This is a genomic window from Proteus hauseri ATCC 700826 (genome assembly GCF_001654965.1).
GTDB lineage: Bacteria > Pseudomonadota > Gammaproteobacteria > Enterobacterales > Enterobacteriaceae > Proteus > Proteus hauseri.
Map to the genome: position 1 here is coordinate 1 of NZ_LXEV01000031.1, position 22,967 is coordinate 22,967.

Below are 22,967 nucleotides of genomic sequence, written 5' to 3' on the forward strand. Positions count from 1 at the left end.
TCTTGAAAAATTGACTTAATTGTTGGGAGCATTGTTCTGCTAACACGCCCGATGTTATCTCAACTTTATGGTTCATTCCTGGATGCTGCAAAATATCAATAAATGAACCCGCGGCTCCAGTTTTTAAATCAGACGCACCATAAACGACTCTTTTTACTCGACTATGTATAATTGCTCCCGCACACATCACACAAGGTTCTAACGTAATGTAGAGTGTTGCATCAAGTAAACGATAATTTTCCAAATGCTTTCCCCCTTTGCGCAATGCCATTATTTCGGCATGTGCAGTAGGGTCGTTATCAATAATCGAGCGATTCCATCCTTTAGCAATGATTTTATTATCAACGACTAATACAGCACCAACCGGAATTTCACCTATCTCTTGGGCTTTTTGGGCTTGCTCAATCGCTTTATTCATCCAATAAATATCATCTTTAATTTCTTTCACAAGGATATCTCTTTATTATCGTATAGCAGCGTATTGTACCCTGTTTTCTATTGATAACTAAAGATATCACATTGATTTCTTTATTATGACAATATGACCGTTTAGCCTTAGCCCGCTCGAGATTCTGTTACTAATTTAATCGCCAATACACCTAAAATAGTTGCCATAAACCAACGTTGAATAAGAGCCCAGCTAGGCCTGTTAATAAAGAAGCTCGCAATAGATCCGGCAGCCACAACAATCAAAGCATTCACTGTAATACTAATAATAATTTGAATACTACCTAACACTAATGATTGATTTAAAACGCTACCATTATCAATGGTAATAAATTGAGGCAGCAGTGATAAATACATCAGTGCGATTTTGGGATTTAGTAAATTGGTAACAAATCCCATAACAAAGAGTTTTGTGGTATTACCTGACAGAAGCCTCTTGGGATGAAAAATAGAATGTCCACCGGGCTTAATTGATTGCCAAGCGATGTAAATCAGATAAATGGCGCCACAAATTTTTAAGGTATCGTATGCATAAGGCACTGCCATAAAAATAGCAGTAATACCAAATGCCGCTAATAACATATAAAATACATAACCAACAGCGACACCAAATAGCGAAATAAACCCCGCTTTTTTACCTTGTGATATTGAGCGAGAAATAAGGTAAATCATATTCGGGCCCGGCGTTAACACCAATCCCAATGATAAAAGCGCAAATGTCCACATATTAAACAGCGTTGGCATAGATATCCCCTTATTGTTATTGCCATTATTTAACATCAATAACAAAGTGATATGTGTGTTTACTACCACAAAATATGCCTATAATAAAAAATATTTTTTTACAGCTGATCTGCTATTTTACGGCAAGCAGGATAAATGTTACTCTTGTGAGGTTTTTACTCTGCAAAATATACATCTATTAAATAGAACCACTAACAATGCAGAAGTTTAAGATAAATAAATAAATGCAATAACTAATTTGTATTAGCAATAATTCTACATGTAACATATAAGTGCAAGATATAAGTTACTGAAATTTAATAATTTATATACTAAGTGACTGATATGGCTTTACTCATTACGAAGAAATGCATCAACTGCGATATGTGCGAACCAGAGTGCCCTAATGATGCTATTTCAATGGGGGATGAGATATATGAAATTAATCCTGATCTTTGCACAGAATGCGTAGGCCATTACGATAAGCCAACTTGCCAGTCGGTTTGTCCTATTACCAATACGATCATTACTGACCCAACTCATACTGAAACTCAAGATGCGCTCTGGGAAAAATTTGTTTTAATTTATCACTCAGACAAGATCTAACCCGTCATATATAAAAATGATAAATTACGGGCGATAAATTTAAGATGGTTATTATTTCAGAGTGACTGTTGATAGTTACTGCTAAGCGTTACTTCTCTAAAATAACCGTTGCACAGGCATAACGTTGTTCATCTGCCAATGTGACATGAATAGAATTTATCCCCGCTTTATCTGCCATCTCTTTAGCCACCGCTAAAAAATGTAATGTGGGTTTTCCTAGTTTATCATTGCGCACTTCAAAATGATTAAACGCTAAACCTAAACGAATTCCTGTTCCTAATGCTTTTGCTGCGGCTTCTTTTACTGCAAAACGTTTAGCAAGAAAACGAATCGGTTGCTTATGTGATTGGTAGATTTCCCACTCACTTTCAGTGAGAATACGCCGAGCAAGGCGTTCACCAGAACGCCCTATTATTTCTTCGATACGAGATATCTCAACGATATCCATACCAATGCCAACAATAGCCATTAACGACGCGCTTCTCGCATTAAGCGTTTCATTTCTTCAACTGCTGACGCTAATCCGCTAAATACCGCCCTACCAATAATCGCATGGCCAATATTCAATTCATAAAGCTCAGGTAATGCAGCAATACGCTGCACGTTATGATAATGCAAACCATGACCAGCATTCACTTTCAGGCCTTTAGATGCAGCATAAGTCACAGCGTCGCGAATACGCATAAACTCTTTATCTTGTTCCATTTCATCTTCAGCATCTGCATAAGCACCCGTATGAATTTCAATAAAAGGAGCGCCGACACGATCTGCTGCGTTAATTTGCTCATGGTCAGGATCGATAAAAAGAGAAACTTTAATACCAGCAAGTGATAAACGTTTAATCGCATCAGCTATTTTAGCTTCATTGCCAACAACATCTAAACCGCCTTCAGTAGTTACTTCTTGGCGTTTTTCAGGTACTAAACAGCAAAAATCAGGTTGAGTTTGGCAAGCAATCTCAATCATCTCTTCTGTTACTGCCATTTCCAGATTTAATCTTGTTTGGACAGTTTGGCTTATCAACATTAAGTCACGATCAGTGATGTGGCGTCTGTCTTCACGTAAGTGAATAGTGATACCATCTGCACCCGCTTGTTCCGCGATAAAAGCGGCTTGAACAGGATCGGGGTACGTTGTGCCACGGGCATTACGAAGGGTGGCGATATGGTCTATATTAACGCCAAGTAGAATATCAGACATGCTCTTCTCCTGAAAAATAACGTTGCATTACCATAGTTTACACATTCTATAGAGAAGAAAAAGACAATATTATTGATCCGCGATTAACACCTTTTTTTTCGGTGCTCTTTTAATGGCAAATTGCCTAAAAAGTTCTCTACTCTTTAATGGTTTTCCACCTAAATAAGGCTTTAATGCCATACGTGTAAATCGTTTAGCCGCTTTTAATGTGTCTAAAGTAGGAAATTCGCGACTTGCCAAGGATTTTAATTCAAATCCAGTAAAACTATTATGATCAACGACTAAACTCGCAATAAAACCTTTTTCTTCACGATAACGATAAGTCATTGTATCAGCAACTGGCTCGCCACTTCCTGCGCAATGCAGAAAATCTAAGCCATAACCAAGTTGCGCAAGTAATGCCAGCTCAAAGCGTCTTAATGCCGCTTCAGGAGTGGTTTCACTTGCAGCAAGAATTTGTAAACAAGAAAGGTATTCAAAAAAAAGGACACTATAAGAAGTGCCATTTTCTAATACGCGAGAGAGTAACTCATTAAGATACAGACCACTGTAAAGAACAGTGCCTGAAAGAGGTAGTGCTAAAGAGATTGGCTCTGCATCACGTAGAGTTTTTACTTCTCCTCGCCCACTCCAACGAATGAGCAAAGGAGTAAAAGGTTGAAGTGCGCCTTTTAAAGGTGAGCGTTTACCGCGTGCGCCTTTAGACAAAATGCGAACTCGTCCTTCATTTTCAGTGAAAAAATCCAGTAATAGACTCGTTTCACTGTAAGGACGAGCATGGATAACAAATGCACGTTGCCAGCCATCCACTTCAGTTACCTATTTTAAATCGTCCACATAGCCAAGGCTACGTAACGCACGTTCATCATCAGCCCAACCCGCTTTTACTTTCACCCAAAGTTCTAAATGCACTTTGTTTTCAAATAAATTTTCCATATCCATACGGGCTTCCGTACCGATTTTCTTGATTTTAACGCCTTGATTACCGATAACCATTTTTTTCTGGCCTTCACGTTCAACCAGAATTAATCCATGAATATCATAGCCACCACGAGCATTAGTAACAAATTGTTCAATCTCAACCGTGACAGAATAAGGTAATTCTTCACCTAGAAAACGCATCAGTTTTTCACGAATAATTTCTGACGCCATAAAGCGTTGAGAACGGTCAGTAATATAATCTTCAGGAAAATGATGTGTTGCTTCAGGAAGACATTTACGCACTATTTTCGCAATAGTATCAACGTTCATATCTTTTTCTGCACTGATTGGAACAACATCAAGAAAATCCATTTGTTGGCTTAAAAAGCCAATGTGAGGCAGTAGCTTGGTTTTATCAACCACGTTATCTACTTTATTGATCGCCAATAAAACAGGACAACGTAATGATTTCAGCTTATTTACGACCATTTCATCGTCTGCAGTCCAGTTAGTTCCTTCAACTACAAAGATAACGAGTTCTACATCGCCGATAGAACTACTTGCTGCACGATTCATTAAACGGTTAATTGCACGCTTTTCTTCAATGTGCAATCCCGGTGTATCGACGTAAATTGCCTGATATGCACCATCAGTATCAATACCCATGATACGGTGACGCGTAGTTTGAGGTTTACGTGACGTAATAGAGACTTTCTGCCCCAGTAATTGGTTCAGTAGTGTTGATTTTCCCACATTTGGGCGACCAACTATCGCAATAAATCCGCAATAGGTTTGTTCTTCGCTCATTCAAGCTCCAGTTGTATTAATGCCTGTTCAGCAGCGGCTTGTTCAGCTTTACGACGGCTTGTACCCATCCCCTTTACAGGTTGCTCGATGCCGCTTATCTGACAATGGATCGTAAACTCTTGATCATGGGCTTCACCACGAACCTGTACCACAACATAAGCAGGTAATGGTAAATGACGCCCTTGCAGATATTCCTGCAAACGAGTTTTAGGATCTTTTTGCTTATCGCCGGGGCTGATTTCAGCCAAGCGATTCTCATACCATTTTAAAATGATATTTTCGATGTTTTGAATATCACTATCGAGGAAAATTGCACCAATTAATGCTTCAACAGTATCAGCAAGAATAGATTCACGGCGGTAACCGCCACTTTTTAATTCACCCGGACCTAAGCGTAAACATTCACCTAATTCAAATTCACGAGCTAACTCAGCAAGTGTATTTCCGCGAACAAGGGTTGCTCTCATGCGGCTCATATCGCCCTCATCAACACGAGGAAAACGATGATAAAGCGCATTTGCAATAACATAACTTAGAATTGAATCACCTAAAAATTCTAAGCGTTCATTATGTTTACTGCTAGCACTACGATGCGTTAATGCCTGTAGTAATAATTCATTTTGTGTAAAAGTATAACCCAGTTTTTTTTGTAACTGGTTTACGAGTAAAGTATTCATGTGCGATCAATTTCCATTACTTAATTTGAAGCACACGCAACAAATCTGTTTAAATCAACGGGAAAAATTATCGGGTTGGATAACAGAACTGTTGCGTTTGCACTGGCTCCTGTTTATTACAGGAGCCAATCATGTTTAAAGAAGTGACATATTCTACACTGAGATAAATCGGAATGCTGTAGCTATTTTGTTAATAATTACTTTATGCCGCCAATACGGCTAAAACGAATACCCGTTGGCCATTCATTCTCTTGTTTTTCAAAGCTCATCCAGATAGTTGTTGCCTTACCAACTAGATTTTGCTCAGGAACAAATCCCCAGAAACGGCTATCAGAACTACCATCTCGATTGTCACCCATCATAAAATAATGACCATCCGGTACTATCCATGTGCCTACAGGTAAGCCCGGTTGGATAAATTCAGGCATCGTCATATCACCAGGAATAGTCATAATACGGTGTGATACTTTACCAATTGTTTCTACTCGCTCTTCTTGGCGGAATTGCGTCGCAGTAGAAATAGGATCTTCAATTGGAATAGATTTCATACCATTAATACGTTGACCACCCGGCACATTTTGTAAAAGCAGAGTCCACTCGCTCGGATAAGCAGTACCATAAGTCACTGAAATCTCATCGTTACACATTGCTTTATCACAATTAGGGTAAATATGTACTTTTTTAGCCATCATGTCATAAACAATTTTATCACCTGGTAGACCAATAACACGCTTAATAAAATCAGTAGAAGGATCTCGTGGATATTTGAAAACAGCAATATCACCACGTTTTGGCTTCCCTGTATTTATTAAGGTTGTTTGTGTAATGGGATCTTTTAGCCCATAAGCAAATTTTTCAACCAAGATGAAATCACCAACCAATAAGGTTGGCATCATTGAACGAGAAGGTATCTGAAACGGCTCATACACAAATGAACGCAGAATCAAAACAATAATCAATACAGGGAACAGAGAAGCAAGGGTCTCAATCCAACTTGGCTTATTGATTGATTTTGCTAACTCTTGCTGATCCCCACTGCCTTTCGCCATCTCTTGAAAGCGCTTTAATTTTGCCATACGAGCAGGTTTAAGCTTAAAGCGCTCAATTCCCCAAAGAATGCCCGTAATTAGCGTTGCCAGTGTTAGGATCAAGGCAAACGTGTTAGCCATGTTTTCTCCTTAAATTATTTATCTTTACCAACATGAAGAATGGCTAAGAACGCTTCCTGTGGTAACTCTACGTTACCTATTTGTTTCATGCGTTTTTTACCATCTTTCTGTTTCTGTAATAGTTTTTTCTTACGGCTAACGTCACCACCATAGCATTTAGCTAATACGTTTTTACGTAGCTGCTTAACCGTTGAACGAGCAATAATATGGTTACCAATAGCAGCTTGAATAGCGATATCAAACTGTTGGCGTGGAATAAATTCTTTCATTTTTTCCACTAAGTCACGGCCACGGTAAGGCGCATTATCACTATGGGTGATAAGAGCTAAAGCATCGACTCGGTCACCATTAATCAAGACATCAACACGAACCATGTTTGAGCCTTGGAAACGAATAAAGTTGTAGTCTAAAGAAGCATAACCACGAGATGTCGACTTTAAGCGGTCAAAGAAATCAAGCACTACTTCAGCCATCGGTATTTCATAGGTTAGTGAAACTTGATTACCATGATAGACCATATTTGTTTGCACACCGCGTTTTTCAATACATAAGGTAATAACGTTACCTAAGTATTCTTGCGGCAGTAACATATGACACTCAGCAATAGGTTCTCTAATCTCTTCAATATTATTCAGTGGTGGCAGCTTAGATGGACTATCTACCAATACAATTTCACCACTAGTTAATTCAACTTCATAAACTACTGTTGGCGCGGTTGTAATCAGGTCGAGATCATATTCGCGTTCTAGACGCTCTTGAATGATCTCCATATGTAAAAGGCCTAAGAATCCACAACGGAAACCAAATCCTAATGCAGTAGAGCTTTCTGGCTCATAAAATAATGATGCGTCGTTAAGACTTAATTTACCTAATGCATCACGGAAAGACTCATAATCGTCAGAACTAATCGGGAACAATCCCGCATAAACCTGAGGTTTTACTTTTTTAAAGCCCGGTAGTGGTTTATCCGCCGATTTTTGTGCCGAAGTTAAAGTATCACCAACTGGAGCCCCTAAAATATCTTTAATACCACAGACAACCCAGCCTACTTCGCCACAATTTAATGACGTAGTATCTACTTGTTTTGGTGTAAAAATACCAATGCGGTCAATGTTATAAACTTGTCCCGTACTCATTACTTTAATTTTATCACCCTTGGAAACTTTACCGTTTTTAACACGGATAAGTGAAACAACACCAAGGTAATTATCAAACCAAGAGTCAATAATCAGTGCTTGTAATGGTGCTTCAGGGTCACCTTCTGGTGCTGGGATCTCTTTGACCAAACGCTCAATAACTTCTTTAACACCAACACCTGTTTTGGCAGAACAACGCACAGCATCTGTTGCATCAATACCAACAATGTCTTCAATTTCTTCAGCGACACGTTCTGGCTCTGCAGCAGGTAAGTCAATTTTGTTTAATACGGGTACGACTGTTAAATCCATATCCATCGCGGTATAACAGTTTGCTAAGGTTTGAGCTTCAACCCCTTGCCCCGCATCCACAACTAATAAAGCACCTTCACAAGCAGCAAGAGAACGAGAAACTTCATAAGAGAAGTCAACGTGGCCTGGGGTATCAATAAAGTTAAGCTGATAAACTTCACCATCATCAGCTGTAAAATTTAGTGTGACACTTTGCGCTTTAATAGTGATACCACGTTCACGCTCAAGATCCATAGAATCAAGAACCTGCGCAGCCATTTCACGATCAGTTAAGCCACCACAAATTTGAATAATTCGATCTGATAATGTCGATTTACCGTGGTCAATATGCGCGATAATGGAAAAGTTACGTATGTTTTTCATTCTGAAATTATTTTTCTCTGTTGCCTTGCTCTATAAATCTAGCTTTGGATACATTCATGAACACAAAGCGAAAACTCTATATTGCAGATGAGTTATGATTGATGACGCATTCTACACACTAGAGACATTATACTCAAAGAAACGTTCATCAAACACAAACATTTACGCTAAGAGTTACATTTATTTGTAATTTTTTGTTGATGTTTTACAGATATAAAGAATGATTGATTTATAAGAAATAGAAGATAAATAACAAAAAAACAAATTAAAAAGGGGCACTAGCCCCATTTTATAGAAAATAGTTATTATTCTTGATATTGAATTTTTAACTCATTAGGTGGAAGCCCTATTTGTAGAATAACAGGCTCAAAACCTTCGTCTTTACTCCACAGCGTTGCCACTTTTTTGGCCAGTAAAAAACCTATTACACCACCAACAAGCCCACTACAAAAAATAGCAAACTCGCTAGAAAACCAAAGAGTCGAAATGCCTGCAACAATAAATAACCCCAGCAATGGTGTTAAGTAAACTAACATCGCAGAAAGCAATAAGTTATTTTCCGGAATACCGACTTCTACTTTTTGTCCTTCAACTAAAGGTTGCTCAACAGGCAGCTCCAACTGATGTACAGTTTCAGGACCGATTTTATTAAGTAAATAAGAGCCGCAAGCAGCGCGAGCCTGACAACTACCGCATCCCGCAGAAGAACCATAACGTAATAAAGCTCGCCCCTCATGCCAATGTATGACGGTTGCCCACTCTTTAACCATAATTTACACCTGCTACTTTTTCGTAAAAACAACGCTATTTGCTATATTTTGCGCCGTAGAAAATGGTAATTGACCAATAAAGGTTATCTCTTTTCCTTCTTTGTCATAGGTATAAATAGTATTACGACCATACCTTAATAATTTATCACGTTCGAGGGAATTTGCTTGGTGCCCACTTTTATTCACATAAATAGAGAAATCAAATAATCCATCGCTAAATAAAATTGACTCGCTAAATTCAGTCTCAGAAATTTGATGATTACTACGTTTAACTTCTTTAAACCCTTCAGGTAACGCCGTTACAGACCAGCTATATGTGTTCTCTTTTGCTTTAGGCACAAGAAGCAATGGTGGCATATTCACCGCTCGTAACGCACTTAATGCAGTGACAATATCTTTATCATTTTGATTTGCAGTAATTACCCTAAACTGCTCAATTACATCACTATTTTTATCTAAAAGATCAACTCGTAGTGGTAAATACCTGACTTCATCAATAAATAAAACATAATCATAACGATCATTATTTTTTGATAGTACTCGCACAACACGACTCGAGATATCTCCAATATGAGTTCTACCGCCATCAATGAAATTATAATATTCAGATAATTCATTGAAATCTTGATAAATTATTGACGGAATATAATCGACGATATGATCATTTCTTAAACTAAAAGCATCTAAACCAGGTTCGAAATAGCTGATTTCATCACCACGCTGAACAATTTCACGTCGTGTGCTATCCATTTGCATTAACTGTGCAAGTGGTTCTCCATCAAGCAATGTATGACGATAACGAATGGGAACAATACCTTGAGAATTGATATTGATAAAAGATAATTCATAGGTAGAGGTCTGAGCTGTATTACCCATCTTTTGCAACAAAGCCTCGACACTACCTGTTTGAGGTTGTGCCAAGGCTTGTATTGACATCGATAGGCTGCCCACCAGCAATGTGGTAGATAACCATGATATTTTCATTACGACTGTTTTATTCCTACAGGTTAGGATTTTTCACACTGTTACTTTTGCAGCTGTTGCTGAGCAGATCCCTGCATCTCTGCTGTCGCTTCATTTTGTGGTGCATTATAAATACGACGGTCTAACTCATATTGTTGCAACATCAAACCAAGACGCTGATTACGCTCTTGTAAACGTGTTTGTTGCTCACGGCCAAGGTTATCATTTTGAAGATTTAAACTTACTGGCGCACCACTGCCCATAATAGGTTGCGTGTTGAATACAGGTGAATCAACTTGGAAATCGTCAGAACTACTATTTCCGTTATATTGCTGAACACCAACAATAACAGCCAATGATACACAAGCCGCGACCCCGATTTGAGTCAACTGACTTGCCCAAGGACGTAATGTCTGTAAGAAAGAGTGCTGACGCCATTGTGATGGCGCAGGTTGCTGTTCTCTTGGTTGTTCAGGACTTATGCGGACTGGCTCATTTTCAAGTGCTAAAGCAACGCGACTCGCGATATCAAAGTGAATCACTTCACTAACATCACCCCGCATTGTGTCTCGAACTAAATGGTAACGTTGCCATGTGTCTTTCATTGAATCATCATGCGCTATCGAACCAATAAGTTCTTTATCAAGAACTTCGCCATCCATAAATGCAGAAAGTTTCTCTTTTTGCATGTAAAAGTACCCTTCAGTCAATGATGGTTCACCCATGATTATAAATCTTGTATCAATGGTTGAACCTTATTATCAATAGCTTCTCTCGCCCTAAAAATACGTGAACGTACTGTTCCGACTGGGCAATCCATAATGACCGCTATCTCTTCATAGCTCAGTCCGTCAAGTTCCCGAAGCGTTATAGCAACCCTTAAATCTTCAGGTAATGACTCTATGGTGTGAAAAACTACTCGCCGTAACTCTTCAGACAACATTAAGTTCTCAGGGTTCGAAATTTCTTTTAATGCATTTGATGTTTCAAAGTTTTCAACATCACTTGCATCTAAATCATTTGAAGGCGGACGTCGCCCTTGCGCAACCAGATAATTTTTTGCCGTATTTACTGCAATACGATAAAGCCATGTATAAAAAGCACTGTCGCCACGAAAAGAACCGATAGCACGATAAGCTTTAATAAAGGCTTCTTGCGAAACATCTGGTACATCACCCTGAGGTACATAACGGGAAATCAGGCTTGCTACCTTGTGTTGATAGCGGATAACCAATAAATTAAATGAATTTTGGTCACCTTTTTGTACCCGTTCAACCAACATTTGGTCCGTTAACTGCTCGCTCATTAGAGATGGACTCTCCCGAAGTCAAGCTTCGCACTATTTATTGATGACTCCGTCATGTTACTCTCGTTATTCCTTCTCGTTTTTATGAGCTACAGGACTTGGAGTATGAAAATAGTATGAAGTTCAATTCAATCATTATTATAAGAGATGAATCACAAAAAAATCGTTGTTGTAATCACCAACCAAAATGCAATTTGCCAATAAAAACACGACAACACAATGATATAATTAAAAAATATACTTTTATTTACAACAATATATAAAATCTTAAATAAGGTAATAATAAATATACTTTAGTAATATAAATAAAAATCTGTTACCCATGTTCGAAACTCATCTGTGTAATGACCGTCGCTATTACGAATAATAAGCTCATCAATACTACAGTTTATTGTTTCTCGGTTTTGTCGCTGAAATGCTAATAATATACGATGATAAGGTTTATCCGCACTATCTTTAACATTGACTCGATTAACTAAAACCCACTCTTTTTTTTGTGCTATTTCAATAAATTGCTCGCCAATAAAATAAGGCAAGACCACACAAAAAACACCATTTTCAGTAATCAGTGCTTGAGCGCTGTCAAGCAATCCGTCATGAGTCAATGTTTTGGTATAACGTGCTTGTTCTCGCACATCATCACGGCACGCAACAGCAGGCTCAAAATAAGGAGGATTACTTACTATTAAATCATAACTTTTATCTGTTTGCTGAGCATAATGATAAATATCACAATGATGAATATGAATAAGAGGATCCCACAATGATCCTTGCGCATTCTCCATTGCCTGTAAAGCTGCTTGTTCATCAAGTTCAATACCGTCAATAAACTCTGCTTGAACCGCTCGTTGAGCAAGCATCAAAGTAATAAGCCCGCTACCAGTTCCAATATCCAGTATTGTTTTTACTCCTTCGATAGGTGCCCATGCTCCAAGCAAAACGCCATCAGTACCCACTTTCATTGCACATTTATCATGAGCAACAAAAAATTGTTTAAAGGTAAAGCCACCTTTACGTAACCCTTCTTTTTTTACTTTTTTATGATTCATTTATTTACTCTGTTTATTCTTATAGCTTTCTCTTTATCCATCCTTATCATTCCATGTCATTGGAAAAGAGATATATGGTAAGATAGTGCTTTATCTTGTCGCTATCTTAACATTAATATTTTTGTATACGTGTCTGGTTATTTACATTAAGCCCAAAAACATCGAATACCATTAGCAATCTCTATTATATAATGTGATAGCGGTAAATCCTCTGGCTTTTAGCGGGGGATAATGTCAAAATCCGCGCCCTAAACAGAGGTATACAATGACAGCCACTACATTTTCCAGTCTTGAACTTGATGAAAGTTTATTGACCGCACTAGAAGAAAAAGGATATCACCGTCCTACCGTAATTCAGGCAAGCGCCATTCCAGCAGCAATGGACGGCCGTGATATTTTAGGTTCTGCACCAACAGGTACAGGTAAAACTGCGGCATTCTTATTACCAGCAATTCAACACTTGCTTGATTATCCTCGTAAGAAATCAGGCCCGCCACGTATTCTTATTTTGACACCAACTCGTGAACTAGCAATGCAAGTTGCAGATCAAGCAAAAGAATTAAGTGCGCACACACATTTAGACATCGCAACCATTACTGGCGGTGTTGCTTATATGAATCACGCTGAAGTATTTAGCGAAAACCAAGATATTGTTGTTGCAACAACAGGACGCTTATTACAATACATCAAAGAAGAAAACTTTGATTGCCGCGCTGTTGAAATACTCATTTTAGATGAAGCAGACCGTATGTTAGATATGGGCTTTGCTAACGATATCGAAACTATCGCGGGAGAAACACGCTGGCGTAAACAGACTCTACTGTTTTCAGCAACCCTCGAAGGCAATGCTATTGTTGATTTTGCACAACGTATCCTGAATGAACCTGTTGAATTAAACGCCGATCCATCTCGTCGTGAACGTAAAAAAATCCAACAGTTTTATTATCATGCCGATAATGTTGAGCATAAAACAGCATTACTCGCACACTTACTCAAACAAGAAGATGTCAAAAAATCCGTCGTTTTTGTTCGTAAAAGAGAGCGAGTAAGAGAGCTGGTCACCGCATTAGAAAAGCAAGGTATAAAATCAAGCTACCTTGAAGGTGAAATGGCACAAACACAGCGTACTGATGCCATTAAACGCTTAGAATCAGGTCAGATGAATGTACTTGTTGCAACTGATGTTGCTTCTCGTGGACTTGACTTAGACGATATCACCCACGTATTTAACTTTGACTTACCACGTACAGCCGATGTTTATTTGCACCGCATAGGTCGAACTGCTCGTGCAGGACGTAAAGGTATTGCGATTTCATTGGTAGAAGCTCACGACTATCCATTACTGGGTAAAATTGGTCGTTATGTGCAAGAACCCATTAAATACCGTGTTGTTGCAGAGCTACGCCCTGAGACTAAAGCACCGGCTGAAAAGACCTCGTTTAAACCGTCTAAAAAAGTGCTTGCTAAACGCAAAGCCAAAAAAGACGAAGAGAAAAAAGCCCCTAAAGTTAAAGTGCGTACTCGTGATCGCAAAAATGTTGGTAAACGCCGCAAAGCATCTAACGAAGTTTCAGCAAAAGAGGCTACTGTCGTAACCAAACAAAATACTGAAACAGAGTAAGTTTACAACTAAGTAACTCAATTACCTCTTATTAAAAGCCGTAACTATTCAATAGCTACGGCTTTTTTATTACTTACTATTACGTCAATAAAAATTAATCGACATATTAAAACGTAAAAAACCCGATATTATTCATATCGGGTTTTATTTAGACTGATAGCTATTTGCTATTATTGTGCAGTAAATTACAGACTTTCTGTGAAAGTACGAGTAATTACATCACGTTGTTGTTCTGGAGTCAGTGAGTTAAAACGTACTGCATAACCAGAAACACGAATAGTCAGCTGAGGATATTTCTCAGGATTATTTACAGCGTCTTCCAATGTTTCTCGGCTTAATACGTTAACGTTAAGATGCTGACCACCTTCAACACGTACAACAGGTTTAGATTCAACCGGTACTTCACGGTACTCGATATCACCTAGCTCTTTACGGTTAATCACTTGGCCTTCTTCAAAGCCTTTTTTAGCACAGATGCAACGAGCTTCGCCGTTCTCATCATCTAATAACCAGAAAGAATGTAATAAATCGTCGTTATCTGCTTTAGTAATTTGGATACCAGTAATCATTTCGACCTCCATCATGGGCACAAAATCAAATTCCGAACTCGTATCAGAACTTGGGTATTTGGTCTAACCAATGTTTCTTCTTACTTATATACCAGTATAAATAGCGTTATTCTTTGATTAATATCAATAAAATTCATAAGTGTTTTATGGATGCAAGCGCAAAGTCTTGTTTTAAATCAATAATCACTTTCTGTGTATTTGAAATTTTTTTGTAAATTTCCAAAAAAAAGTTGAAGAAGTAATAAGTTTTAATTTTTATGCGGGATTGTTTTCTTTCCACTTCTGAAGTCGGTAAGCTTAGTAATAAGATATCAATAAGGATTTTATATTATGACTACACCACTAACCTGGCACGATGTTATCGGAACCGAAAAAGAAAAACCGTATTTTCTGCAAATATTGACACAGGTCTCACAGCAACGAGAAGCAGGGAAGATAATTTATCCACCACAAGAAGATATTTTTAATGCTTTTCGCTTCACACCTTTTAATAACGTTAATGTGGTTATTTTAGGGCAAGACCCTTACCACGGTCCTAATCAAGCTCATGGTCTCTCTTTTTCTGTACGTCCAGGCGTGCCAGCCCCCCCTTCATTAGTAAATATGTATAAAGAATTAGAAAAAGAATATCCTGATTTCAAACGCCCTAATCATGGTTATTTGGAAAGTTGGGCACAACAAGGTGTTCTACTACTCAATACCGTATTAACTGTTGAAAAAGGCCAAGCACATTCTCATGCTAATTTTGGCTGGGAAATTTTTACTGATGCTGTTATTGAACAAATCAATCAACGCAGAGAAGGTGTTGTTTTCTTACTTTGGGGGGCTCATGCTCAGAAAAAAGGTCGTTTTATTGATACAGACAAACATTTTGTCTTAAAAGCACCGCACCCATCACCATTATCGGCTCATAGAGGTTTTTTAGGCTGTGGCCATTTCAAACAAACAAACGACATACTACAGCAACAAGGCCGAACCCCAATTAATTGGTTTTTAGATCCCATCGCTTAATAGCTACAGCCGCACAATATTAAGATCATAGATATTGTGCGGCTTTATTCATTGATATTATTTAGAAACAATAACCATAGCTGGACGTAATAAACGACCGTTTAAGGTATATCCTTTCTGCATGACATCAACAACATGATTAGCATCATGAGCTGGGCTATCAATTAATGTCATCGCTTGGTGTACTTCAGGGTTAAAGACCACATTTTTTTCGTCAACCACTTCAATACCAAACTTATGAACAGCATCTAAGAATGATTTTAAGGTTAACTCTAAACCTTCAATCATTGGTTTTAACTGTTCATTGTCGTGATCAGCGGCAGATAATGCACGCTCTAAGTTATCTAGTACTGGCAATAACTCATTAGAAAACTTTTCAAGTGCAAATTTATGCGCCTTTTCGACATCTTGTTGTGTACGACGACGAATATTTTCTACTTCAGCTTGAGCGCGGATCATCGCTTCACGTTCTGTTTTTTGCGATAATTGCAGTTGCTCTTCTAAATCAGCAACACGCGCTAACGCAACAACTAACTCGGCTTGTGCATCAAAGTCAGCCTGAGTTTCTTCTGTTGTTGCTTGTTCTTTCGGCTCATTCATTGCAGATTCCATTCCTTCATTTTCTTTTGAGACTTGCTCTTCATGTACATTTTGTTCTTTACTACTCATGAACATCTCCGCGTAGTTTTAGTATTCATCTTCATATTTAGTTTATTATGGGGATCAATAAACGGGTTTCAAGGAATTGGCGCAAAACGAGGGTAAAAAAATGCCAGATAATACCGTAACGGAAGAAAAACACTTTAAATGCATTGGCATTGTCGGACATCCCCGCCATCCTGAAGCACTTTCAACTCATGAAATGCTTTATCATTGGCTTAAAGATAAAGACTATGAGGTCATCATTGACACTCAAGTGGCTCAAGAGCTAAAGCTTGAAAATGCATGGATGGGCGATTTAACCCAAGTTGGTAAAGCCGCAGACCTTGTTATTGTTGTTGGTGGTGATGGTAATATGTTAGGCGCTGCTCGTGTATTGTCACGTTATAATATCAAAGTTATTGGTGTTAATCGGGGTAATTTAGGCTTTTTGACTGACCTTGATCCTGATAATGCCTTACAACAACTTACCGATGTATTAGCAGGCCATTACCGTGAAGAAAAACGTTTTTTACTTGAAGCTCGCGTTTGTGCGGCAGGAGAAAGAACACGCATAGGCACAGCTATTAACGAAGTTGTTCTTCATCCCGGAAAAGTCGCTCATATGATTGAATTTGAGGTCTATATTGACGACCGTTTTGCCTTTTCACAACGTTCTGATGGCTTAATTATTGCGACACCGACAGGCTCTACTGCCTATTCACTTTCAGCTGGAGGCCCTATTCTTACACCAAACCTTGATGCAATTGCTTTAGTGCCTATGTTTCCACACACCCTATCAGCTCGCCCTTTAGTTATTAGCAGCGATAGCCAAATTCGGTTGAAATTTTCTCAAACCAATATCGATTATGAAGTCAGTTGCGATAGCCAATTAGTTTTACCTATTAAAGAAGGTGACGAAGTCATTATTAAACGTAGCCGGCAAAAACTAAATTTAGTACACCCTAATGATTATAATTATTTTAATACTCTCAGTTCAAAATTAGGCTGGTCAAAAAAAATGTTCTGATTTTTGTGCCTCACTACTTTACTGTATAAAAAACCAGTTTATACTGTATGCAATTACAGTTATGTTTTTATACACAGGAGAGGCACTATGCTGACTCAATTAACTATTAGTCATTTTGCCATAGTCCGTGAACTTGAAATCGATTTCTCTGGTGGAATGACCACAATTACAGGTGAAACAGGCGCAGGTAAATCTATCGCAATAGATGCTTTGGGTTTATGTCTAGGAAACCGTGGTGATGCTAATATGGTGCGCTCTGGAGCTACCAGAGCCGATTTATGTGCGCGCTTTTCACTCTCCGATACACCATCAGCGAAAAAATGGTTAGAAGAACATCACCTTGATGATCATAACGAATGTCTACTCAGACGAACTATCTCTACCGATGGCCGTTCTCGTGGTTTTATTAACGGTACCTCAGTACCACTCTCTCAATTACGAGAACTCGGTTCGCTGCTCATTCAAATTCATGGCCAACATGCTCACCAACAATTATTAGAGCCTCGTTATCAAAAACACCTTCTTGATATTTATGCTAATGAACCCGCATTACTGAAAAAAATGAAGTTGTCTTACCAAACATGGCACCAAAGCTGCCAAACTTTAGCTGCGTTTCAGCAACAATCATTAGAACGAGAAGCGAGGCAACAGCTTATTGATTACCATTTAAAAGAACTTAATGAGTTTCAACCTATTCAAGGCGAATATCCAGAATTAGATCAAGAATATAAACGACTATCAAACTGTGGGCAGTTTTTGAGTTTAAGCCAAAATAGCTTACAAATTTTAAGCGAAAATGAAGAACAAAATATTCTTAGTATGCTTAACCTCGTTAAACACGAAATAACAGAGCTGACCTCAATGGAGAGCCAATTTAATTCGTTACTTGATATGCTAGAAGATGCCACTATCCAAATTAGCGAAGTAAGTGATGAACTACGCCATTACAGTGATAAATTAGAAATGGATCCTAATCGTCTCTTTGAGCTTGAAAAACGTATCGCAAAATATATTAGTTTGTCTCGCAAACACAGAGTCACGCCAGAAGAACTGTATGAGCTCCACCAGCAACTTATTGAAGAAAAAAATGCACTATTACGCCAGAACGATGATTGCGAGATATTAATTGAACAAGTAAAGCACGACCATATTGCTGCATTAGAAGTTGCCAAAGAACTACATCAAGTACGCCAGCAATACGCAAATGAACTAAGCAAACTAATCACAAATAGTATGCACCAACTATCAATGCCTCATGGTTATTTGACTGTCGATACTTTTTTTGATGACACATCACTACAAATTGATGGTGCAACCAAAGTTGAATTTAATGTCACAACCAACCCAGGACAACCACATCAAGCGCTTTCAAAAGTGGCATCTGGTGGTGAGCTTTCGCGTATCGCATTAGCAATCCAAGTGATTACTGCAAAAAAAATGGACACACCAGCACTTATTTTTGATGAAGTTGATGTCGGTATTAGTGGCCCTACAGCAGCAATTGTTGGTAAATTATTACGTGAACTTGGTGAATCAACGCAAGTTATGTGTGTAACCCACTTACCTCAAGTTGCAGGCTGTGGTCATCAGCACTATTTTGTAAATAAAGAAACAAACGGTGAAGAAACAGAAACCTCTATGAAACTGTTATCTAAAAAAGAGCGTCTTCAAGAGTTGGCTCGTTTATTAGCAGGCAGCGAAGTAACAAAAAACACCTTAGCAAATGCAAAAGATTTGTTGGCAGCGTAACGATTAACAAACTTTTATTGATATTTAAGGTCATAGGCAGAGCGTGAAAGGTTTTCAATTGCTGCGTTGTCGATTATCATCGTCACTATGACCCTAAAAGGAATGTAATAACCATGCGTTTTAAACTGTTAAAAGTTGCCGCTTTATCTTTAGTCGTAATGACTTCAGGTTGCTCTATGTTTGAGAGACTGGTTTATCACCCAGATATCAATCAGGGAAATTATTTAACGCCAGCTGAAGTTGCAAAAGTTCAGCAAGGAATGACACAACAGCAGGTTCAATTTGCCCTTGGCACACCAATGCTTAAAGATCCTTTCGGAAGCCAAATTTGGTATTATGTTTTCCGTGAAGAACCTGGCCATGAAAAAGTACGCCAAGAAACGCTCACTTTGACTTTTGATAGCAATGGCATTCTGACGAAGATAGAAAAACAAGGAAATATGCCAAGTTTTTCAAATCAGGCAGGCAAAGAGTAATATTTAAACGATAGTAATCGGCAAAATGAATTGCACCCCATACGTTAATTAACGATGGGGTGTGTTTTATTGCAGATAATTAATTATTTAATCAATAAAACTAAAACACAGAACACCACTAACAAAAGCATTATTACAATAATCTATTACTCTGCTTTTTGGCGTGCTTTTTCTGCGCGTTTACGGCGCATTTCTTTAGGATCTGCTATTAATGGGCGATAGATTTCAACTCGATCTCCCTCTCTCACATTATCCGTCAATTTAGCAGGGCGACTATAAACGCCTACTTTATTCTTTTTTAAATCAATATCATTACAAATCATTAAGATATTTGATGCGATAATGGCATCTTCAACAGTATCCCCTTCTGTTAATTCAACAGGGATAAGATACTGTTTATCTGGTAACGCATAAGTTACCTCGACCCATATTTTAGTCACGATAGATCTCTTTCGCTCGTTGAGTAAATGCCTGCACCATATTATTGGTTAATTCTTTAAAAATACGACCAAAGGCTAACTCAACTAATTTATTTGTGAACTCAAAGTCTAACTGAAACTCGACCTTACAAGCATTATCATCTAATGCGGTAAATACCCATCCTCCCGTGAGTTTACGAAAGGGGCCATCAACAAGACGCATATCAACTCGTTCATTTGTCTTTAAAAAATTATGGGTAGTAAATGTTTTACTGATACCCGCTTTAGAGACCTGAACTGATGCAATCATTTCTTCTGGTGTGCTTTTGATCAGTTTACTTCCAACGCATCCTGGTAGAAAATCAGGATAAGTGAGAACATCATTCACCAGTATAAACATTTGCTCTGCGCTAAAAGGGACTAGAGCAGATCGGCTAATCTGAGGCATAGTTATTCCTGTACGACAACACTGTGTGGGATCATATCATTGAACAGTGGCTAAATAAAAATCTAATGGAATATAGCTCAATTTTTATGCAATTGAAAAGAAAACAGTCGGTTAAATGATTTCTTTCTGTTGCTCATACGGTATAATGTGGACATTATGACAAAGAAAAAATCACACAAACCTGGTTCTGCGACTATTGCGCTAAATAAACGTGCTCGCCATGAATATTTCATCGAAGATGAGATAGAAGCGGGTCTGTCGTTACAAGGCTGGGAAGTTAAATCACTGCGTGCGGGTAAAGCAAACATCAGTGATAGCTACGTTGTTATGCGTGATGGCGAAGCTTATCTTTTTGGTGCCAATATCACACCGTTGAATGTTGCATCAAGCCATGTAGTTTGTGATCCAACACGTACTCGTAAACTGTTATTAAAACAACGCGAACTTGATTCACTTTATGGTCAAATAAACCGTGATGGTTACACCGTTGTTGCTCTTTCGCTTTATTGGAAGAATGCGTGGTGTAAAATTAAGGTTGGTGTTGCTAAAGGTAAGAAAGACCACGATAAGCGAGACACGATCAAAGATCGTGAGTGGAAATTAGACAAAGCAAGAATTATGAAAAATGCTAATCGCTAAATCACGTTAAGTACTAGCTATTACAAGTATTTTTCTGATATACTTGCGTTTATCAACTTGGGGCTGATTCTGGATTCGACGGAATTTGCGAAACCCAAGGTGCATGCCGAGGGGCGGTTGGCCTCGTAAAAAGCCGCAAAAAGATAGTCGCAAACGACAATCAGTACGAAGCACTAGCAGCTTAATAACCTGCTTAGAGCCCTCTCTCCCTAGCCTCCGCTCTTAGGACGGGGATCAAGAGAGGTCAAACCCAAAAGAGATCGCGTGGAAACCTAGCTTGGGGTTGAAGCGTTAAATATAATCAAGCTAGCTTATTTGTGGCGTGTCTGTTCGCAGCAAGTAAGTGAAATTAAAGACAGACTAAGCATGTAGTGCCGCGGATGTAGGAATTTCGGACGGGGGTTCAAATCCCCCCAGCTCCACCAAATATAATATCATTGATGTTCAGTGATGATTAAAAAAGCCTTCAATATCATAGTTGAAGGCTTTTTTTATGTGTGTTAATGGTCAGTTATGCTCAGTGACAAGCAAATTTTTTAGTTATACGCCTTTTAGTTATATCCCTTATGTATAACTAAAAGGCGTATAACTATATGGCGCGTACAACAGTACCACTCAGTGATACCAAGCTTAAATCAGCAAAACCCAAAGATAAAGATTATACGCTGCAAGATGGAAATGGCTTATATCTGCTAATCAAAACAGCTGGATCAAAAATATGGCGCTTTAACTACTACCGCCCTATAACCAAGAAACGAGTACTTATCAGCTTTGGTAGCTATCCTACAGTTAGCCTTTTAGATGCTCGGCTTAAACGTGAAAACGCACGAGAGCTTCTAGCTAAAAATATAGATCCACAAGAACACAAAAAAGCTGAAGAACAACGCCTATTTGAAGAAAAAAATAATACTTTTGAAAAAATAGCTCAGCAGTGGTTCGAAATCAAAAGTAAATCTAGTTTGCAAGAATCAACCTTGAAAGACATTTGGCGTTCTCTTGAGTTACATGTCCTCCCTCATGTTGGTGATATAGCAATAGCTGATTTAAAAGCCCGCCACTTTATTAGCGCATTAGAACCTTTAAAAGCACAAGGCAAACTAGAATCATTTAAACGAGTAGCGCAACGCATTAATGAAGTGATGTTTTATGCTGTGAATGTGGGCTATCTTGATGCTAATCCTGCTGCAAAAATTACCGCCGCTTTTGAAAACCCAGTTGTAAAAAACATACCTGCATTAAAACCTGATCAGCTTCCTGAATTGATGGCTGCAATCCAAGGAGTCAACATTGAGCGACAAACTTATTGTTTACTGCAATGGCAATTATTAACTATGACTCGCCCAGCCGAAGCGGCATGGTGTGAGATCGATCTCGATAATAAGCTTTGGACTATCCCACCAGCAAGAATGAAGATGAAAAGAGAACATATCATTCCTCTCTCTCCTCAAGCATTGGCAATATTAGAAACTATGAAACCTATAAGCGGTCATAGGGAACACATTTTTCCCAGTATGAAATCACCACACACTAAACCAATGAATAGCCAAACAGTTAATGCGGCTATCAAGCGTGTTGGCTTTGCAGGTCGCCTTGTAGCACATGGATTCCGTTCAATTGCATCAACTGCATTAAATGAGCATGGATTTCAACCTGATGTGATTGAAGCAGCTTTAGCCCATATAGATAGCAATGAGGTAAGACGTGCTTATAACAGAGCTATTTATCTTGAACAAAGGCGTGAAATGATGGATTGGTGGGGAGAGTTTGTTAATAAGGCAATCAATAAACGTTAGTGCACAATTAAATTTAATTGTCTGTTTTGTGCCAGGAGCGGACCTTACTAAGTTCACACAACATTGATTATTGAAGATTAGGTCAGAAATATATACGTTATTTTGCTAATTTGTTACGTTAGAA

The 22,967-nt window shown here is 38.4% G+C and carries 26 protein-coding genes and 1 other RNA gene; 9 read left to right on the plus strand and 18 right to left on the minus strand.

What is annotated here, in order from left to right:
- Together tadA and M997_RS13370 are read right to left on the minus strand one after the other, a co-directional pair.
- A partial coding sequence (gene tadA, locus M997_RS13365) for a tRNA adenosine(34) deaminase TadA (RefSeq protein ID WP_064720604.1) occupies positions 1 to 448 on the minus strand: 448 nt, incomplete at its 3' end.
- 107 nt (positions 449 to 555) lie between these two features.
- Complete coding sequence (locus tag M997_RS13370; protein ID WP_064720605.1) at positions 556 to 1,191, minus strand: LysE family translocator; 636 nt, start codon at positions 1,189 to 1,191, stop codon at positions 556 to 558.
- 324 nt (positions 1,192 to 1,515) lie between these two features.
- On the opposite strand from M997_RS13370, the gene M997_RS13375 reads away from it, so the two are divergent.
- Positions 1,516 to 1,776 (plus strand): YfhL family 4Fe-4S dicluster ferredoxin, encoded by a 261-nt coding sequence (locus M997_RS13375; protein ID WP_064720606.1) that lies wholly within the window; start codon positions 1,516 to 1,518, stop codon positions 1,774 to 1,776.
- A gap of 88 nt (positions 1,777 to 1,864) precedes the next feature.
- Here the strand turns inward: M997_RS13375 and acpS are convergent, their stop codons facing one another.
- The 12 genes from acpS to trmN all read right to left on the minus strand — a co-directional run bounded on the left by acpS (position 1,865) and on the right by trmN (position 12,449).
- Complete coding sequence (gene acpS, locus M997_RS13380; protein WP_064720607.1) at positions 1,865 to 2,245, minus strand: holo-ACP synthase; 381 nt, start codon at positions 2,243 to 2,245, stop codon at positions 1,865 to 1,867.
- Positions 2,245 to 2,976, minus strand: coding sequence for a pyridoxine 5'-phosphate synthase (gene pdxJ, locus M997_RS13385; protein ID WP_064720608.1), 732 nt, complete (start codon positions 2,974 to 2,976; stop codon positions 2,245 to 2,247). The genes acpS and pdxJ overlap by 1 nt, the downstream gene beginning before the upstream one ends.
- A 69-nt stretch (positions 2,977 to 3,045) precedes the next feature.
- Complete coding sequence (gene recO / locus M997_RS13390) at positions 3,046 to 3,786, minus strand: DNA repair protein RecO (protein ID WP_064720609.1); 741 nt, start codon at positions 3,784 to 3,786, stop codon at positions 3,046 to 3,048.
- 9 nt (positions 3,787 to 3,795) lie between these two features.
- The gene (era, locus tag M997_RS13395; RefSeq protein WP_064720610.1) at positions 3,796 to 4,704 is read right to left on the minus strand and encodes a GTPase Era; all 909 of its coding nucleotides are present in this window, start codon (positions 4,702 to 4,704) and stop codon (positions 3,796 to 3,798) included.
- Positions 4,701 to 5,381, minus strand: coding sequence for a ribonuclease III (rnc, locus tag M997_RS13400; protein WP_064720611.1), 681 nt, complete (start codon positions 5,379 to 5,381; stop codon positions 4,701 to 4,703). Before rnc ends, era begins: the two co-directional genes overlap by 4 nt.
- 197 nt (positions 5,382 to 5,578) lie before the next feature.
- Positions 5,579 to 6,550, minus strand: a complete 972-nt coding sequence (lepB, locus tag M997_RS13405) for a signal peptidase I (protein WP_064720612.1) — start codon at positions 6,548 to 6,550, stop codon at positions 5,579 to 5,581.
- Positions 6,551 to 6,564: 14 nt separating this feature from the next.
- Positions 6,565 to 8,361: a translation elongation factor 4 gene (gene lepA / locus M997_RS13410; protein WP_064720613.1), complete on the minus strand. Its 1,797-nt coding sequence runs from the start codon at positions 8,359 to 8,361 to the stop codon at positions 6,565 to 6,567.
- Between the two features lie 305 nt (positions 8,362 to 8,666).
- The gene (rseC, locus tag M997_RS13415; RefSeq protein WP_064720614.1) at positions 8,667 to 9,131 is read right to left on the minus strand and encodes a SoxR-reducing system protein RseC; all 465 of its coding nucleotides are present in this window, start codon (positions 9,129 to 9,131) and stop codon (positions 8,667 to 8,669) included.
- Between the two features lie 12 nt (positions 9,132 to 9,143).
- Positions 9,144 to 10,115, minus strand: coding sequence for a sigma-E factor regulatory protein RseB (gene rseB / locus M997_RS13420; RefSeq protein WP_064720615.1), 972 nt, complete (start codon positions 10,113 to 10,115; stop codon positions 9,144 to 9,146).
- Between the two features lie 41 nt (positions 10,116 to 10,156).
- Positions 10,157 to 10,783 (minus strand): anti-sigma-E factor RseA, encoded by a 627-nt coding sequence (gene rseA, locus M997_RS13425; protein WP_244212922.1) that lies wholly within the window; start codon positions 10,781 to 10,783, stop codon positions 10,157 to 10,159.
- A gap of 38 nt (positions 10,784 to 10,821) precedes the next feature.
- On the minus strand, positions 10,822 to 11,400 hold the full coding sequence (gene rpoE, locus M997_RS13430) for an RNA polymerase sigma factor RpoE (RefSeq protein ID WP_064720617.1): 579 nt from the start codon (positions 11,398 to 11,400) through the stop codon (positions 10,822 to 10,824).
- 293 nt (positions 11,401 to 11,693) lie between these two features.
- Positions 11,694 to 12,449 carry a tRNA(1)(Val) (adenine(37)-N(6))-methyltransferase TrmN gene (gene trmN / locus M997_RS13435; protein WP_064720618.1) on the minus strand — a complete coding sequence of 252 codons (756 nt, stop codon included), beginning with the start codon at positions 12,447 to 12,449 and terminating at the stop codon, positions 11,694 to 11,696.
- 265 nt (positions 12,450 to 12,714) lie between these two features.
- Here trmN and srmB point away from each other — a divergent pair, with 265 nt between their 5' ends.
- Positions 12,715 to 14,070 (plus strand): ATP-dependent RNA helicase SrmB, encoded by a 1,356-nt coding sequence (gene srmB / locus M997_RS13440; protein ID WP_064720619.1) that lies wholly within the window; start codon positions 12,715 to 12,717, stop codon positions 14,068 to 14,070.
- Positions 14,071 to 14,255: 185 nt separating this feature from the next.
- On the opposite strand, the gene grcA is transcribed toward srmB, so the two are convergent.
- Entirely contained in the window at positions 14,256 to 14,639 is a 384-nt protein-coding gene (gene grcA, locus M997_RS13445; protein ID WP_064720620.1) for an autonomous glycyl radical cofactor GrcA, read from the minus strand.
- 330 nt (positions 14,640 to 14,969) lie between these two features.
- On the opposite strand from grcA, the gene ung reads away from it, so the two are divergent.
- The gene (ung, locus tag M997_RS13450; protein ID WP_064720621.1) at positions 14,970 to 15,650 is read left to right on the plus strand and encodes a uracil-DNA glycosylase; all 681 of its coding nucleotides are present in this window, start codon (positions 14,970 to 14,972) and stop codon (positions 15,648 to 15,650) included.
- Between the two features lie 57 nt (positions 15,651 to 15,707).
- Here ung and grpE read toward each other — a convergent pair whose 3' ends face one another.
- Positions 15,708 to 16,319 (minus strand): nucleotide exchange factor GrpE, encoded by a 612-nt coding sequence (gene grpE / locus M997_RS13455; RefSeq protein ID WP_064720622.1) that lies wholly within the window; start codon positions 16,317 to 16,319, stop codon positions 15,708 to 15,710.
- Positions 16,320 to 16,419: 100 nt separating this feature from the next.
- Here grpE and nadK point away from each other — a divergent pair, with 100 nt between their 5' ends.
- The 3 genes from nadK to bamE all read left to right on the plus strand — a co-directional run bounded on the left by nadK (position 16,420) and on the right by bamE (position 19,544).
- Positions 16,420 to 17,319 carry an NAD(+) kinase gene (gene nadK / locus M997_RS13460; protein ID WP_064720623.1) on the plus strand — a complete coding sequence of 300 codons (900 nt, stop codon included), beginning with the start codon at positions 16,420 to 16,422 and terminating at the stop codon, positions 17,317 to 17,319.
- An 87-nt stretch (positions 17,320 to 17,406) separates the two neighbouring features.
- On the plus strand, positions 17,407 to 19,068 hold the full coding sequence (recN, locus tag M997_RS13465; protein WP_064720624.1) for a DNA repair protein RecN: 1,662 nt from the start codon (positions 17,407 to 17,409) through the stop codon (positions 19,066 to 19,068).
- A gap of 113 nt (positions 19,069 to 19,181) precedes the next feature.
- Positions 19,182 to 19,544: an outer membrane protein assembly factor BamE gene (gene bamE / locus M997_RS13470; protein WP_064720625.1), complete on the plus strand. Its 363-nt coding sequence runs from the start codon at positions 19,182 to 19,184 to the stop codon at positions 19,542 to 19,544.
- Between the two features lie 146 nt (positions 19,545 to 19,690).
- Here the strand turns inward: bamE and M997_RS13475 are convergent, their stop codons facing one another.
- Entirely contained in the window at positions 19,691 to 19,984 is a 294-nt protein-coding gene (locus M997_RS13475) for an RnfH family protein (protein ID WP_064720626.1), read from the minus strand.
- A complete protein-coding gene (locus M997_RS13480; protein WP_064720627.1) occupies positions 19,977 to 20,411 on the minus strand; it encodes an SRPBCC family protein in 435 nt (144 codons plus the stop codon). Before M997_RS13480 ends, M997_RS13475 begins: the two co-directional genes overlap by 8 nt.
- Positions 20,412 to 20,567: 156 nt before the next feature.
- On the opposite strand from M997_RS13480, the gene smpB reads away from it, so the two are divergent.
- The 3 genes from smpB (at position 20,568) to M997_RS13495 (ending at position 22,843) form a co-directional block, all read left to right on the plus strand.
- A complete protein-coding gene (gene smpB, locus M997_RS13485; protein ID WP_064720628.1) occupies positions 20,568 to 21,050 on the plus strand; it encodes an SsrA-binding protein SmpB in 483 nt (160 codons plus the stop codon).
- Between the two features lie 59 nt (positions 21,051 to 21,109).
- Positions 21,110 to 21,475, plus strand: a transfer-messenger RNA (tmRNA) gene (ssrA, locus tag M997_RS13490).
- A gap of 168 nt (positions 21,476 to 21,643) precedes the next feature.
- Positions 21,644 to 22,843 (plus strand): integrase domain-containing protein, encoded by a 1,200-nt coding sequence (locus M997_RS13495; RefSeq protein WP_064720629.1) that lies wholly within the window; start codon positions 21,644 to 21,646, stop codon positions 22,841 to 22,843.
- The last annotated feature ends 124 nt before the right edge of the window (positions 22,844 to 22,967 follow it).